The sequence below is a fragment of the Candidatus Protofrankia datiscae genome, from assembly GCF_000177615.2.
Lineage (GTDB): Bacteria > Actinomycetota > Actinomycetes > Frankiales > Frankiaceae > Protofrankia > Protofrankia coriariae.
The window spans coordinates 2,648,237-2,662,981 of record NC_015656.1 but is presented as its reverse complement, the minus strand read 5'-3'; the positions used below and the strand labels follow the sequence as shown (position 1 = coordinate 2,662,981).

The 14,745-nt window shown below is 69.6% G+C and carries 12 protein-coding genes; 11 read left to right on the top strand and 1 reads right to left on the bottom strand.

Going from position 1 to position 14,745, the window contains the following annotated elements:
* Positions 1-37: 37 nt before the first annotated feature.
* The 5 genes from arc to prcA all read left to right on the top strand — a co-directional run bounded on the left by arc (position 38) and on the right by prcA (position 6,689).
* Positions 38-1,843: a proteasome ATPase gene (arc, locus tag FSYMDG_RS10950; protein WP_013873562.1), complete on the top strand. Its 1,806-nt coding sequence runs from the start codon at positions 38-40 to the stop codon at positions 1,841-1,843.
* Positions 1,844-2,402: 559 nt separating this feature from the next.
* The gene (dop, locus tag FSYMDG_RS10945) at positions 2,403-3,920 is read left to right on the top strand and encodes a depupylase/deamidase Dop (protein WP_275452055.1); all 1,518 of its coding nucleotides are present in this window, start codon (positions 2,403-2,405) and stop codon (positions 3,918-3,920) included.
* A 549-nt stretch (positions 3,921-4,469) separates the two neighbouring features.
* Positions 4,470-4,688, top strand: coding sequence for a ubiquitin-like protein Pup (locus FSYMDG_RS10935; protein ID WP_013873560.1), 219 nt, complete (start codon positions 4,470-4,472; stop codon positions 4,686-4,688).
* 497 nt (positions 4,689-5,185) lie between these two features.
* Positions 5,186-5,965, top strand: a complete 780-nt coding sequence (gene prcB, locus FSYMDG_RS10925) for a proteasome subunit beta (protein ID WP_193353099.1) — start codon at positions 5,186-5,188, stop codon at positions 5,963-5,965.
* 1 nt (position 5,966) lies between these two features.
* Positions 5,967-6,689, top strand: a complete 723-nt coding sequence (prcA, locus tag FSYMDG_RS10920; protein WP_013873557.1) for a proteasome subunit alpha — start codon at positions 5,967-5,969, stop codon at positions 6,687-6,689.
* 91 nt (positions 6,690-6,780) lie between these two features.
* On the opposite strand, the gene FSYMDG_RS10915 is transcribed toward prcA, so the two are convergent.
* Complete coding sequence (locus FSYMDG_RS10915) at positions 6,781-7,371, bottom strand: dienelactone hydrolase family protein (RefSeq protein ID WP_431307082.1); 591 nt, start codon at positions 7,369-7,371, stop codon at positions 6,781-6,783.
* A gap of 438 nt (positions 7,372-7,809) precedes the next feature.
* Between FSYMDG_RS10915 and pafA the strand changes: the two genes are divergently transcribed.
* The 6 genes from pafA to FSYMDG_RS10885 all read left to right on the top strand — a co-directional run bounded on the left by pafA (position 7,810) and on the right by FSYMDG_RS10885 (position 14,672).
* Positions 7,810-9,168 carry a Pup--protein ligase gene (gene pafA / locus FSYMDG_RS10910; RefSeq protein ID WP_013873556.1) on the top strand — a complete coding sequence of 453 codons (1,359 nt, stop codon included), beginning with the start codon at positions 7,810-7,812 and terminating at the stop codon, positions 9,166-9,168.
* A 13-nt stretch (positions 9,169-9,181) separates the two neighbouring features.
* A complete protein-coding gene (locus tag FSYMDG_RS10905) occupies positions 9,182-9,715 on the top strand; it encodes an FKBP-type peptidyl-prolyl cis-trans isomerase (protein WP_013873555.1) in 534 nt (177 codons plus the stop codon).
* Between the two features lie 253 nt (positions 9,716-9,968).
* Entirely contained in the window at positions 9,969-11,246 is a 1,278-nt protein-coding gene (locus FSYMDG_RS10900) for a helix-turn-helix transcriptional regulator (protein ID WP_237703068.1), read from the top strand.
* Positions 11,243-12,247 carry a helix-turn-helix transcriptional regulator gene (locus FSYMDG_RS10895; protein WP_013873553.1) on the top strand — a complete coding sequence of 335 codons (1,005 nt, stop codon included), beginning with the start codon at positions 11,243-11,245 and terminating at the stop codon, positions 12,245-12,247. Before FSYMDG_RS10900 ends, FSYMDG_RS10895 begins: the two co-directional genes overlap by 4 nt.
* Positions 12,248-12,256: 9 nt before the next feature.
* Positions 12,257-12,475 (top strand): hypothetical protein, encoded by a 219-nt coding sequence (locus FSYMDG_RS10890; protein WP_013873552.1) that lies wholly within the window; start codon positions 12,257-12,259, stop codon positions 12,473-12,475.
* Between the two features lie 769 nt (positions 12,476-13,244).
* Positions 13,245-14,672, top strand: a complete 1,428-nt coding sequence (locus FSYMDG_RS10885) for a sulfatase family protein (RefSeq protein WP_013873551.1) — start codon at positions 13,245-13,247, stop codon at positions 14,670-14,672.
* The last annotated feature ends 73 nt before the right edge of the window (positions 14,673-14,745 follow it).

The following is a 14,745-nucleotide window of genomic DNA, read 5'->3' as shown; positions in this document are numbered from 1 at the left end:
GGTGCGTCCCGGTCAGCACGGGGGAGGTGGAGGCGCGGTGTCCGGTCCCCGTTCGGGCTCTGGCTCCGGTGGGAGTTCGGGCCGTCCAGGTGATGGTGATCCACGAGCATCGGCGTACGAGAAAGAAGTACACGAGCTCACAACACAGGTCGCTTTCCTCGAGGAGGAGGTGGCGATGCTGCGGCGCAGGCTCAACGAGTCGCCGCGGCAGGTTCGCGTGCTTGAGGAGCGACTGGCCGAGGCCCAGGCGGACCTCGCCGGCCTCAGCGGGCAGAACGACAAGCTCGTGGCCACACTGCGCGAAGCTCGTGATCAGATCATCGCCCTGAAGGAAGAAGTCGACCGACTCGCCCAGCCGCCCAGCGGCTACGGGATCTTCATCGGGTCGTACGACGACGGCACGGTCGACGTGTTCACCCAGGGGCGCAAGCTGCGGGTGACGGTGTCGCCGAACGTCGGCGTCGACGATCTGAGCCCTGGGCAGGAGGTCATGCTCAACGAGGCCCTCAATGTCGTCGACGCGCGCGCGTTCGAGCGTCATGGCGAGATCGTCCTGCTCAAGGAGGTCCTGGAAAGCGGTGACCGGGCTCTGGTCATCGGCCACACCGACGAGGAACGCGTGGTCCTGCTCGCCCGGCCGCTGCTGGAGGGGCACCTGCGGGCCGGCGACTCGTTGTTGATCGAGACCCGGTCGGGGTACGCGTTCGAGCGCATCCCCAAGTCCGAGGTGGAGGAGCTGGTCCTCGAGGAGGTACCGGACATCGGCTACGAGCAGATCGGCGGCCTCAAGGGCCAGATCGAGTCGATCCGGGACGCCGTCGAACTGCCGTTCCTCTACAAGGATCTCTTCCTCGAGCACAAGCTGAAGCCCCCGAAGGGCGTCCTGCTCTACGGCCCGCCCGGCTGTGGCAAGACGCTCATCGCCAAGGCGGTGGCCAACTCGCTGGCGAAGAAGGTCGAGGCCCAGACCGGCCAGGGCAGCGGCCGGGCGTTCTTCCTGAACATCAAGGGCCCCGAGCTGCTGAACAAGTACGTCGGCGAGACCGAGCGGCAGATCCGGCTGGTGTTCCAGCGGGCGCGGGAGAAGGCGTCCGAGGGCATGCCGGTGATCGTGTTCTTCGACGAGATGGACTCGATCTTCCGGACCCGCGGGTCCGGGGTGTCCTCGGACGTCGAGAACACGATCGTCCCGCAGCTGCTCAGCGAGATCGACGGTGTCGAACAGCTCGAGAACGTGATCGTGATCGGCGCGTCCAACCGTGAGGACATGATCGACCCGGCGATCCTGCGCCCGGGCCGACTGGACGTCAAGATCAAGGTGGAGCGTCCGGACGCCGAGGCGGCCAAGGACATCTTCGCCAAGTACGTCACGCCCGATCTGCCGCTGCACGCCGAGGACCTCGCCGAGAACGGCGGCAGCCGGGAGGCGACCTGCCAGGGCATGATCCAGCGGGTCGTCGAGCGGATGTACGCCGAGAGCGAGGAGAACCGCTTCCTCGAGGTCACCTACGCCAACGGTGACAAGGAGGTCCTGTACTTCAAGGACTTCAACTCGGGCGCGATGATCGAGAACATCGTCGCCCGGGCGAAGAAGATGGCGGTCAAGGAACTCATCGAGGGGGGCGTCAAGGGGCTGCGCATGCAGCACCTACTCAACGCCTGCGTCGACGAGTTCAAGGAGAACGAGGACCTGCCCAACACGACCAACCCGGACGACTGGGCACGGATCTCCGGCAAGAAGGGCGAGCGGATCGTCTACATCCGCACGCTCATCACCGGGACCAAGGGCACCGAGGCCGGCCGGTCCATCGACACGATCGCCAACACGGGCCAGTACCTGTAAGTCGGTCGGCCCAGCCGATCGGAGGAAGAGACCGGAAGGCAGACGGAGCGGGGCCCGGCCCCGGGGCGCCCACGCCAGGGTGTCCCAGAGCCGGGCCCCGCGCTCCGTCTCGGTTTCCCCTCGGTGTCCTCCCGGTGTCCTCTCCTCGGTGTGCGCAGAGCCGCGAGGGAGCATCGGGGAGCGCGGCGAGGGAACGGCGAAGAAACACAGCCACGGGTCTCTTCCGGGTACGCAGGACGTTCCGCCGAGGGCGGGAGAAGCGGGGGATTCCCTGCTCTCCCGCCCTCGGCGTTGACGGGGCGCGGCACGCGCCCGGGCCGGGCGGGGCGGACGTCGAGGGCATCGAGGATGCGCCGAGGGAGCTCCGAGGGAGTGGATGTAAACGATTTCCCTGGGCGTTCCGCGGGCGCGGCACGCTCCCGGGCCAGGGTTTTCCGGTCCTCAGCGGGCCATCGATGGGGTATTTGGTCCGTATTTCTAGAGGTTTGTCAGGCAGTCACCGAAGGTCACCCGTCCGGTCCAGGTCTCAGTGCGGGCTCAAAGCACCTACGCTGACAGTGTGAGCGTTCGCCGGATCATGGGAGCCGAGACCGAGTACGGCGTCTCGGTGCCCGGTCAGCCAACCACCAACCAGATGCTTGCCTCGTCGCTGGTGGTCAATTCCTACGCCAGCCGACAGGCGACCGGCGGCAGCCGGGCCCGGTGGGACTTCGAGGAGGAGTCGCCACTGCGCGACGCGCGGGGCTTCGAGCTGCCCCGCGAGCCGGTGGTCGATCCGTCCGCGCCCGCCAACGAGGACGACCTGGGCCTGGCCAATGTCATCCTCACCAACGGCGCCCGCCTCTACGTCGACCATGCCCACCCGGAGTACTCCACGCCCGAGGTGACCAACCCGCGCGACGTGGTGCTGTGGGACAAGGCCGGCGAGCGGGTGATGGCCGAGGCCGCCCGGCGGGCGCTGTCCGTGCCGAACACCATGCCGGTGCACCTGTACAAGAACAACACGGACAACAAGGGCGTCTCCTACGGCTGCCACGAGAACTACCTGATGGCCCGGTCCACGCCGTTCGGCGACATCGTGCGCCATCTGATCCCGTTCTTCGTCTCCCGGCAGGTCGTCTGCGGCGCCGGCCGGGTCGGCATCGGAGTGGACGGCCGGGAGGCCGGCTTCCAGCTCAGCCAGCGGGCCGACTTCTTCGAGGTCGAGGTCGGCCTGGAGACCACCCTGAAGCGTCCGATCATCAACACCCGGGACGAGCCGCACGCAGACCCGGAGAAGTACCGCCGGCTCCATGTGATCATCGGCGACGCGAACATGAGCGAGATCTCGACCTACCTCAAGGTCGGCACCACCTCGCTCGTGCTCGCGATGATCGAGGACTCCTGGCTCGACGTCGACCTCAGCGTCGACAACCCGGTGAGCAGTCTGCGGGCGGTCTCCCACGACCCGTCCCTGCGCCACCTGCTGACGCTCGGCGACGGCCGGAAGATGACCGCCGTCCAGCTGCAGATGGAGTACCTCGAGCAGGCCCGCAAGTACGTCGAGGACCGCTTCGGCACCGACCCGGACGCGCAGACCGCGGACGTGCTCTCCCGCTGGGAGTCCGTCCTGGTGCGTCTTGAGGACGACCCGATGAGCTGCTCCCGGGAGCTGGACTGGGTCGCCAAGCTCGCCATCCTCGAGGGCTACCGGGCGCGGGACGGGGTGGGCTGGGACGCTCCCCGGCTCCAGCTGGTCGACCTGCAGTACTCCGACGTGCGGCCCGACCGCGGCCTGTACAACCGGCTGGTGGCGCGCGGCCGGGTCGATCTGCTGCTCACCGAGGACGAGATCGTCCGCGCCATGACCGAGCCGCCGCACGACACCCGGGCGTTCTTCCGGGGCCGCTGCCTGGCGCTGTACCCGCAGCAGGTGGCCGCCGCCTCCTGGGACTCGGTCATCTTCGACATCGGCCGCGACTCCCTGCAGCGGGTGCCGACCCTGGAGCCGCTGCGCGGGACGAAGGCGCACGTCGGCGAGCTGCTCGCCCGCTGCCCGACCGCGCTGGACCTCGTGGACGCCCTCACCGGCGGCTGACCGGGACCACCCACAGCCTCCACCAAACCCCCCACCGGGCCCCCACCGTCCCCACCACACGGACGTCAGGCCCCACGCCAGCCGGCTCTACCGCAGGCGTGGGGCCCTGCTCGGCCGGGGCGAGCAGGCAGGGAACCGACCGCCGGGCCGGGCCGGGCGCCCCTGGGCCCGTGGGTGCAGCGTGCGCCCTGGGGTACGGGCCCGCCTCGTTCGTCCTCGTAGCGGGTGCGCAGCGGGCCCGCAGGCCCGCCACACCGCCGCTGACGACGAGGTGGGACCTGGTGGCCGAGCGGGCCGTCCGTGCGTTGCGCCATGGGCGGACGTCGCGACGGATCCGCTGGATCGTGATGAAGTGGTTCTCCACCGGCCAAAGGCAGCGCGATCATGTTTTTCGCGCTGCCGGCGGCCGGAGCCTGCGGGTGGGCCCATGGCGGGCCGGGCTCGCGACCACCACGTCGGCGTGGTGAGGTCGATGGCGGGCGGCGAGGAACGCCTCAGGATGTCCGGGCCCGGAGATAGTGTCGCTCCAGACGATCGAAGGAGGGTCTCATGGCCACGAAGGACACCGGCGGCGGTCAGCAGCGCGCGGGCCGACGGACGGACCAGAGTGACGACGTCGAGGTCGAGGAGTCCAGCGCCAGCGACGTCAAGGAGAGGCACGAGAAGCTGTCCGAGGACGTCGACTCCCTGCTCGACGAAATCGACGACGTGCTCGAGGAGAACGCGGAGGAGTTCGTCAAGGGCTACGTCCAGAAGGGGGGCGAATAGGCAGCCCCCGCCGACCGGCCGCAACGGCCGAGCGGGAACACCGGGACCGGGGCCGGGAGACCGGCCGGGACGCCGGCCATCGGGTTGGGCACGGCACAGCCCGCCTGACGGACAGGGCGGGACGGGTGCGTGCTCGACCGCGGCCCGCCGGCTGCCGGGCCGCGTAGGGCCCATCCCGGTCGCGGCGGTGCGCGGCCCCGGCAACGTCGCCGGTGGGCCGCCCCGGCATCAGCGGCGCGGGACGACAGTGACATCGTGTGCGGCATCGCACTACGGGTTTTCGTGTGCGTCGTCACACCGTGGGTCATTGTGCACGTTGTCGCACCGCGGGTCATTGTGCGCCTCAGCGCACCGTGGGTCATGGCGTGCGTCATCCGCACCATGGGTCTCGGCGGCCTCACCGACGACCTGGTACCACTTATCCGACCCACCGACTACCTGAAGGGGGATGTGTGGCTGATCCAGCGGGAGTCACCGGGCGTCTACCGTCTGTGTTCATGACACCGGGAACGTCGTCGTTCACCGAGTTCCTGGCCATGGCCGCGCCCGAGCTGCTGCCAGGCGCACGCGGCAGTCTGCCGGCCGCCGTCACCGAGGTGGCCCATGGCACGACGATCGTGGCGGTGACGTACCCCGGCGGCGTGATGATGGCCGGTGACCGCCGCGCGACCATGGGGAACGTAATCGCACAGCGGGACGTCGAGAAGGTCTTCCACGCCGACGAGTACTCCTGTGTCGGCTATGCCGGCACAGCCGGGATCGGCGCGGACCTCGTCCGCCTGTTCCAGGTCGAGCTCGAGCACTACGAGAAGATCGAGGGTTCCACTCTCAGCCTGCACGCGAAGGCCAACCGACTGTCCTTCATGATCAAAAATAACCTCGGCCTGGCGCTGCAGGGGCTCGCGGTCATTCCGCTGTACGCGGGCTACGACCTCGACGCCGGCAAGGGGCGGATCTTCTCCTATGACATCACCGGTTCCCGGGCCGAGGAACACGGCTTCCAGGCCATCGGCTCCGGCTCCGTCTTCGCCCGTGGCGCGTTGAAGAAGAAGGTCCGGGACGACCTCACCCAGGACGAGACCGTCCGGGTCGCCGTGGAGGCGCTCTACGACGCCGCCGACGACGACTCCGCCACCGGCGGCCCGGACCTGACTCGCCGCATCTACCCGGTGGTCGCCTCGGTGACCGAGGACGGTTTCCGCCGCTTCACCGACGACGAGGTGGGCGCCGTGGTCGAGGCCGTCGTCGCCGGCCGTCTGACGAATCCGGGAGGCTGACATGACCATGCCCTTCGGCTATGCCAGTCCGGAGCAGCAGGTCCGAGACAGGTCCGAGTACGCCCGCAAGGGGATCGCGCGCGGCCGCAGCGTGGTCGTGCGCAGCTACGCCGACGGCATCCTGTTCGTCGCGGAGAACCCCTCGTCCACCCTGCACAAGATCAGCGAGATCTATGACCGGGTGGCCTTCGCCGCGGTCGGCAAGTACAACGAGTTCGAGAACCTGCGGACGGCGGGCGTACGCATGATGGACGTCCGCGGGTACATGTACGACCGCCGGGACGTCACCGGGCGGGCGCTGGCCAACTTCTACGCCCAGACCCTCGGCACGATCTTCACCGACAGCATCAAGCCGTACGAGGTGGAGATCGTCGTCGCGGAGGTCGGCGAGGATGCCGTCTCCGACCAGATCTACCGGCTGACCTACGACGGGTCGATCGCGGACGAACGCGGGTTCGTGGCCATCGGTGGGCAGTCCGAGCAGGTCAACACGTCCCTGAAGGAGCATCACGCGGACGCGCAGCCGCTGGCCACGGCGCTGCGGGTCGCCGCGAACGCGCTGCGGGCCGGCACGCCCCCGGGCGCCAACGGCGACCGCGTCCTGTCCTCGGCCAACCTCGAGGTCGCGATGCTCGACCGCACCCGCAGCCGTCGGCTGTTCAAGCGCATCTCCGGCCCGCAGCTGGACGCGCTGCTGGACGAAGGCGCCGACACCCCGACCTGACCCTGCAGGCTGGTCGTTCCTCCGCCGGAGGGCCGGTGGCGGCGGCGATGTGTGACTCGTCTCACGTCGTCGCCGGCCTGGGAGAACTGGTTCAGGCTGCGGTCGCGTGGGCGCGCAGCCAGGCCAGCGTTCGGTTCCAGGCGTCCTCGGCCGCCGCCGGCCGGTGAACCTCGGCGCGGTCGTCGCTGTGGAAGGCATGGCCGGCGCCGGGGTAGCTGATCAGCTCGGTGGGCACCGTCGCCGTGCCCGCGGCCGTCCGCAGCGCGTCGATCTCGTCGACGCTGATCAGCGTGTCCTGCTCGCCGTACAGACCGAGCCATGGCGCGCGCAGTGCCGGAGCGAGGCGCACCAGCGGCGGTATGCCGTCCCAGTACGGTGTGCGCACCCCACCGCCGTAGAACGACACGGCCGCGCCCACGGCATGGCGGGTGGCGGTGGCCAGCGCCACGGTCCCGCCCATGCAGAAGCCGAGCACCGCGGTCCGCCCGGGAGCGAAGCCTGCGCCGGCGAGGTGGGTGAGGCTGGCGTCGACGTCCGTGGTGATGCCGGCGGCGGTCAGGGTGCCCATCTGCCGCGGCGCGGACGGCCAGCTGCCGGCCGGGTCGACCTCGGCGATCCCGTTCCGGTGGTAGAGGTGCGGGGCGACCGCGAGCCAGCCGGCACCGGCCAGCCGTACGCACACCGACACCAGGTACGGCGTGATCCCCGCGCGTCCTGGACCACGATCACCCCGCCGTGGGTCGGACTGCCCGGGCGCGGCGTGACCACTGTGGCAGGGGTGGTGCCACCCACGGTCGTGACGACCGCGGAGGGTTCGGGCGTCACCGTCATGCTGGTCGTCCTCTCTCCCGTCTCCGGCGGAGACGGCCCTCGGAGTTCTCGGATCGCGCCCCGGATCATCTCCGGGTTGTCTCTGGATCGTCTCTGGATCGCAGCCTGCGGCTCCGGCGTGGACGCTACCGGACGCGAGCGGGCATCCGACCCGCTCCACCACCCTGTGCGTCATGATTGATACCCTCTGTGCCATGACGGGCGCTGAGGAGGTCACGGGCGGCCACGGACGAGGGCGGCTGGAGCGTCCGCTCACACCAGGGTGGGCGGACGGCATAGGGTCGTCGGTGTGGATCGCCGCATCTTCGGCCTGGAGAACGAGTACGGGGTCACCTGTGTCTTCCGCGGCCAGCGCAGGCTGTCCCCGGACGAGGTGGCCCGCTATCTCTTCCGTCGGGTCGTCTCCTGGGGTCGTAGCAGCAACGTCTTCCTGAAGAACGGTGCCCGGCTCTATCTCGACGTGGGCAGCCATCCGGAGTACGCCACCCCCGAGTGCGACTCCGTGCCCGACCTCGTCACCCACGACAAGGCCGGCGAACGCATCCTGGAGGGGCTGCTGGTCGAGGCGGAACGGCGGCTGCGCGAGGAGGGTATCGCCGGCGACATCCACCTGTTCAAGAACAACACGGACTCGGCCGGCAACAGCTATGGCTGCCACGAGAACTACCTGGTGGGGCGGCACGGCGAGTTCAGCCGGCTCGCCGACGTCCTGGTGCCGTTCCTGGTCAGCAGGCAGATCCTGTGCGGGGCGGGCAAGGTCCTGCAGACCCCGCGGGGGGCGGTGTACTGCATCTCGCAGCGTGCCGAGCACATCTGGGAGTCGGTGTCGTCGGCGACCACCCGGTCCCGTCCGATCATCAACACCCGGGACGAGCCGCACGCCGACGCCGAGCGGTTCCGGCGCCTGCACGTGATCGTCGGCGACTCGAACATGAGCGAGACCACGATGCTGCTCAAGATCGGCTCGACCGATCTGGTCCTGCGCATGATCGAGGCCGGGGTGGTGCTGCGGGACATGTCGCTGGAGAACCCCATCCGGGCGATCCGCGAGGTCAGCCACGACATGACCTGCCAGCGCAGGATCAAGCTGGCGAACGGGCGGGAGGCGAGCGCGCTGGAGATCCAGCGCGAGTACTTCACCAAGGCGCAGGAGTTCGTCGAACGCCGCGGCGGGGACGCGGTCGCCAAACGCGTCCTGGACCTGTGGGGCCGCACCCTGCTCGCGATCGAGACCGAAGACCTGGAACTGGTCGCCCGCGAGATCGACTGGGTGACCAAGTACGTGCTCATCGACCGGTTCCGGCACCGGCACGGCCTGTCGCTGGCCTCACCCCGGGTGGCCGAGATCGACCTGAAGTACCACGACATCCATCGTGACCGAGGCCTGTACTACCGGATGGAACGTAGTGGGTTGGTGGAACGGGTCAGCCGCGACCTCGACATCTTCGAGGCGAAGTCCGTCCCGCCGCAGACCACCCGGGCCCGGTTGCGTGGTGAGTTCATCAAGCGGGCCCAGGAGAAGCGGCGCGACTTCACCGTCGACTGGGTACACCTGAAACTGAACGATCAGGCACAGCGTACGGTGCTCTGCAAGGATCCGTTCCGGTCCGTCGACGACCGGGTCGACAAACTCATCGCCAGCATGTGAGGACCACCTACCTGTGACCGTCGTTCCACGCCTTGGCCGAGGTGTCCGTTTTGTTATACTCTCCGCCGTTCTGCTCGCCGCGCTGCCCGTCACACTTGCCGCCTGCGGCAGCTCCACCGCACCCGACGGGACGGGCGACTCGCAGCTACCGACAGTGACAGGCGCGGGCGACCTGTCGGCCAAGCCGACGATCGCGGCCGGTGCCGGCACGCCGCCTGCGACGCTGGTGACCCGCGACCTCGTGGTCGGCACCGGCGCGGTGGCGTCGCCGACCAGCACCGTGTCGGTGCAGTACGTCGGCACCCTGTGGGCCAACGGCAAGGAGTTCGACGCGAGCTGGGACCGCGGGCAGCCGTCGATCTTCCCGCTGGACGGCGTCATCCCCGGCTTCCAGCAGGGCATCGCCGGGATGAAGACCGGCGGCCGGCGCACGCTCGTGATCCCGCCCGAGCTCGGCTACGGCGCGGCGGACCAGGGGCCGATCCCGGGCGGATCCACCCTGGTCTTCGTCGTCGATCTCGTCGGCGTCCAGGCCAGCGACCACTGACCGGCGTCCCGCCTGACCGGTCCGTCCGCGTCCGCGCGGACCGGTCAGGCGGGGCGAGGCCGGGTCGGGCCGGGTCGCCGGCCAGTCCGGGCGACAAGCGTCGATCGTGTGTTCGATCTCCTCGAACGTGCGGTCGACGCTTTACGGGTCGGGTTGTCGCATGGGCGACGCTGAAGATCCAACAGAGGTGTTCTAGCCTCGTACGGTGTCCCGTCGTCGGCTGGAACGGCTGCTGAACCTGACGATGTGCCTGATGGCCACATCGCGGTTCCTCACCGTCTCCGAAATCGGCGAGCTCGTGGAGGGTTACACCCCCGGCGACACCGCTGACGAGCAGGAGGCGTTCCGCCGCATGTTCGAGCGGGACAAGCAGTACCTGCGCGACATCGGCATCCCGCTGGAGACCGGGTCGGACTCGTACTGGAGCGACGAGGTCGGCTACCGCATCCGCCGCGGCGACTACGCGCTGCCGGAGATCTCCCTCGACCCGGACGAGGCCGCCGCTCTCGGGCTCGCCGCCCAGCTGTGGTCCAGCAGGGCGCTGGCGGACGCGTCCGCCAGCGCCCTGCGCAAGCTCGCGGCCGGCGGTATCCGCACCCTGCCCGGCCCGGACGGCCTGGAGCCGCGGGTCGCCACCACGGAGCCCGCGTTCGCGCCCTGCCTGGCCGCCGTGCAGGCTGGACGGGCCGTCCGCTTCCCCTACCGCAAGGTGGAACAGACCGAGGCGCGCGAACGCCACGTCGAGCCGTGGGGGGTGGTCTCCTGGCGGGGACGCTGGTACCTCGTCGGCCACGACCGTGACCGGCGGGCCCCCCGGGTCTTCCGGCTGTCGCGGGTGACCGGCGCCGTGCGCGCGGTCGGGCCGGCAGGCGCGGTCCGCGTCCCCGACGGGGTCGACCTGCGGGCGCTGGTGTCCGCGTCGGCGCCGTCGCCCGAGCCCACCCGCACCGCCATCCTGTGCGTCCGCCCGGGGGCCGGTCACGCGCTGCGCCGGTACGCCCGGGCGCTCCCCGGCGACGGCCCGCGGCATCTCGCGCCGGGGAGCGACGAGGGCAGCCTGGCCGCCGCGGCGGCCGGGATGGACTGGGTGGAGCTCGACTACTCCGACACCGAGCAGCTGGCCAGGTGGATCGCCGGCTACGGCGCGGACGTGCTGGTGGAGCAGCCGGCACAGCTGCGCGCCGAGGTGGTACGCCGCCTCACCGACGCCGCTCGGGCCCACGACGGCATCGATCGGCCGCGCCCGGTGGCGAAACCGGCGGACCCGGCCGGTTCCCGGGCGTTCTCCTGCTCCGCGGCCCCGGCCTCCTCACCGGCCACCTCTGTGAAAAAGCCGACCGGGGGACGGAAGAGGCAGTCGACGGCTGTGTCCCCGGGGGAGCCAACCGGGGACACGGTGGTTCCGCCGGTCGCTGACACGGTGGCCAGGGATCCGGCGGTTCCGCCGATGCCCCCGTCGGCCGGGGCGTCCGACGGGGAAGCGGGCAGGGCGTCCAGCGGGGCGGCGACGCTGCCGGAGAACGTGCCGTGAGCTCACCGGCGTCCTCCTCCGCGGCCACCGACCGTCTCAGCCGGCTGCTGGCCCTGGTGCCGTGGCTGCGCGCCCATCCCGGGGTGTGCCTCGACGAGGCCGCCGCCACCTTCGGGATCACCGTCCGCCAGCTGCGGGACGACCTGGACCTGCTGTTCGTCTGCGGCCTGCCCGGCGGCGCCCCCGGTGACCTGATCGATCTGAGCTACTCCGCCGACCAGATCTCCGTCCTCGACCCGCAGACCCTCGACCGTCCGTTGCGGCTGTCCGCGGACGAGGCGATGGCGCTGGTCGTCGCGGCCCGCACGCTCGCCGACGTGCCCGGCCTGTCCGCCCGCGACGCGCTCGACCGGGCCCTGGGCAAGCTGGCGGACGCCGTCGGTACCCTGCCCGCCGACCGGGTCCGTGTCGAGCTCGACGCCCAGGACGGTGTCCTGCGGGCCGTCCAGGACGCGGTGGCCCGCGGCCGGCGGCTGCGCCTGCGCTACCTGGTCTGGTCCCGCGATGAGCTGACCGAACGTGACGTCGACCCGATGCGGGTGCTCACCCGGGACGGCCACTGGTACCTGGAGGGCTGGTGCCACCGGTCACAGGTGGTCCGGCTGTTCCGCCTCGACCGGATCGACGGCCCGGACGGCGTCACCGTGCTCGACACACCCGCCGACCCGCCGCCGGAGGCTCGCCCACGGGACACCGACGGCCTGTTCGAGCCCGGCCCGGCGGAGACGCTCGTCGTGCTCGAGCTGTATCCGCCCGCGCGCTGGGTCGCCGACCACTACCCGGTCGTCTCCCGTCGCGAGCTCGGTGACGGACGCCTGCTGGTGGAGTTGCGGGTATGGGAGACAGGCTGGCTGTGCCGGCTGATGCTCGGCCTCGGCGACCAGGCCAGGGTGGTGGAGCCCGCGGACGTCGTCGCGAGCATGCACGCCACCGCCGCGCGGGCGTTGGCGGCCTACGGCCGCGACGGGTACGCCACCACGGGTGGGCCCTTGGGCCTATAGGTTGATCTCATGCGCTGGCTGCTCATCGATCTCGGTCTCGTCCTGTTGACGTTCGTCCTGCTCGTTGCGTTGGCGTTGCGGGTATGGGGGAAGGTGCGGCAGGTCAATCATGAGGCCGCCGAGCTGCGCGGCCGGCTGTCCACGCTCACCGAGGAAACCGCGACGCTCGCCGCGCGGCTGGACGCCGCCGAGGTGGCCGAGCGGCTGAACGGACGGATCCCGGCCTGACATGCCCCGTGGGGTCCCCCAGGGCCCCGGTGTGTTCCCGAGGCCCGCGGCCCCTGCGGACCTCCCGGATCGGCTTCCGGGCCTTCCCGGAGATCTGGCAGGAACCACGGGTGTGTAAAGAACATGATCGCGCCGCCTTTGGCTCTCGGCGCCCCGCGGGAATCAGCGTTTCGTACTCTCCCTTCCCGGCCCGAGCGGCGCGTCCGGTGGACGGCCCGCCTCTTGGAGATCTTGTTCCGATGGCACAAAGTAGTCGACAGTTTCTGCCGCAAGTACATTGACCGCGTTGCGGATCTTCTTCTATTGTTGCTCACGTGAAGCGGGGCGAGATTCTCATAGCCTGCCTACATGTCGACTATGGACGGAAGGCGAGCGCGCTGTGTTCGCCCGCCCTCTCCTGACAGTCGAAGCCGCGCCCGCCGTCGCGCGCTGATTTTTCGGCGGTCCATCTTCTCCGCCGGATGTCCCCGGTGTTCCCACCGTGCCGGTACGTCGTCATCCGGATTTTCTTTCTTCGTCCGTAACCGTGCGATGCCGCCTGCCGGTGCCTTTCCGCGCGGTCCGGAGTATTCGCATGTCCGGTCGGGTGCGCATCTGACCGGATGGTGAAACAGGTTCATCGGCCATGTCGGGACCGCGCTTGCGCGCGACTGCCGCATGGCGGAGTCCTCGACCGCAGGGGCGAGGAGCAGCCGGCAACCGAAGGTGGCGCGAGCTTGCATTCACAGCCGCGTCGCCGACGGCCCAGAAAATAAAGGAGGGCACTGGAGTGAGCAAGGAAAACCAGGAGGACGAGGAACAGGGACAGGCCAGTCGCCGTGGTTTCCTCGCGGGTTCGTTGGCGGCCGCCACGGCGGTCGCGACGACCGGCTTGTCGGCGCTGCCGGGCCTCGTCCAGCCTGCGTCCGCGGCCACTCGCCCGAATATCCTGGTCATCGTCACCGACGACCAGCCCAAGCAGACCAACTGGGCAACCCAGAAGATCCGCAACTGGCTTGTGACCCAGGGCGTGGAGTTCAACAACGGCCATGTCACCACGCCGTTGTGCGCACCCTCAAGGTCGTCGATCTTCTCGGGTCGCTACGCGCACAACCACGGCGTCCTGGACAACGGGCATCCGTACAACCTGGCCCAGAACACCACCGTGCAGCGTTACCTGAAGCAGGCGGGCTACCGCAACGGGTTCTTCGGCAAGTACCTCAACGCCTGGAACGTCGCCGATGCCCCGCCGCACTTCGAGGACTTCGCCCTGCTGGACCCGGTTGTCTACAACGACGGCCAGTACAACGTCAACGGCACGATCCAGACGATCTCGGGCTACAGCACCCACGTCATCAGGGACTTCGCCAAGGGCTTCATCCAGAAGGGCACGACCGACACCCGGCCGTGGTTTCTCTACATCGCTCCCAAGGCCCCGCACGGACCCAACACACCAGAGCCCCAGTACGCCAACACGGTCGTACCGACCTGGGACGGCCGTCCGTCGGTCTTCGAGACCGACAAGAGCGACAAACCGGACTACATCCAGAGCGCGAACGCGACGCTGGCAGACGGCCGGGCGATACGTGAGGCACAGTTGCGTACCCTGCTGTCGGTAGATGACGCGGTGCAGGCGGTCCACGACAAGCTGGTGGCCACCGGACAGCTCGACAACACGCTCGTCATCTACATCGGCGACAATGGATTCACCTGGGCCGACCACGGCTGGACCAAGAAGTCGGTGCCTTACCTGCCGTCCGTCGAGGTGCCGTTCTACCTGTCCTGGCCCGCGGGCGGGCTGGGCGCCGGAACGGCCGACAACCGTATCGTCGCCAACATCGACATCGCGCCGACCATTCTCGACGCCGCCGGGATCACCCCCGACACGCCGCAGAACGGCCATTCGTTGTTGTCCACCTACAACCGCGACCATCTGCTGGTCGAATGGTGGGAGCAGGGCAGCCACACTGCGGGAAGCCCGCACACCTGGTCGTCCTATGTCAGCACGGCCAAGCAGTACACCGAATATTATCATCTCCACACCGATTCCAACGGTCAGCAGGTCGGCACCGGAACGGTGGCATTCCGGGAGTACTACGACCTGGCCAACGACCCGTACCAGCTGGTGAACAAGCTCTACAACGCCACCCCGGCACAGGAGCAGGCACTGGGCATCCCGGCCCTGGCCGCCCAGCTCGCCGCCGACCGCACGAGCTGACCCCGAACACAATACGAGCGACTGTCGAACGTCGGCGTCCGCGGTCGTGCCGGAACCCGGTCCGGCGTCGGGC

Excerpts from the sequence above, each read along its gene's own strand:
- prcA (WP_013873557.1), top strand. The coding sequence starts at position 5,967 with ATGACCATGCCCTTCGGCTATGCCAGTCCGGAGCAGCAGGTCCGAGAC.
- FSYMDG_RS10890 (WP_013873552.1), top strand. The coding sequence starts at position 12,257 with ATGCGCTGGCTGCTCATCGATCTCGGTCTCGTCCTGTTGACGTTCGTC.
- prcB (WP_193353099.1), top strand. The coding sequence starts at position 5,186 with ATGACACCGGGAACGTCGTCGTTCACCGAGTTCCTGGCCATGGCCGCG.
- FSYMDG_RS10935 (WP_013873560.1), top strand. The coding sequence starts at position 4,470 with ATGGCCACGAAGGACACCGGCGGCGGTCAGCAGCGCGCGGGCCGACGG.
- FSYMDG_RS10900 (WP_237703068.1), top strand. The coding sequence starts at position 9,969 with ATGGCCACATCGCGGTTCCTCACCGTCTCCGAAATCGGCGAGCTCGTG.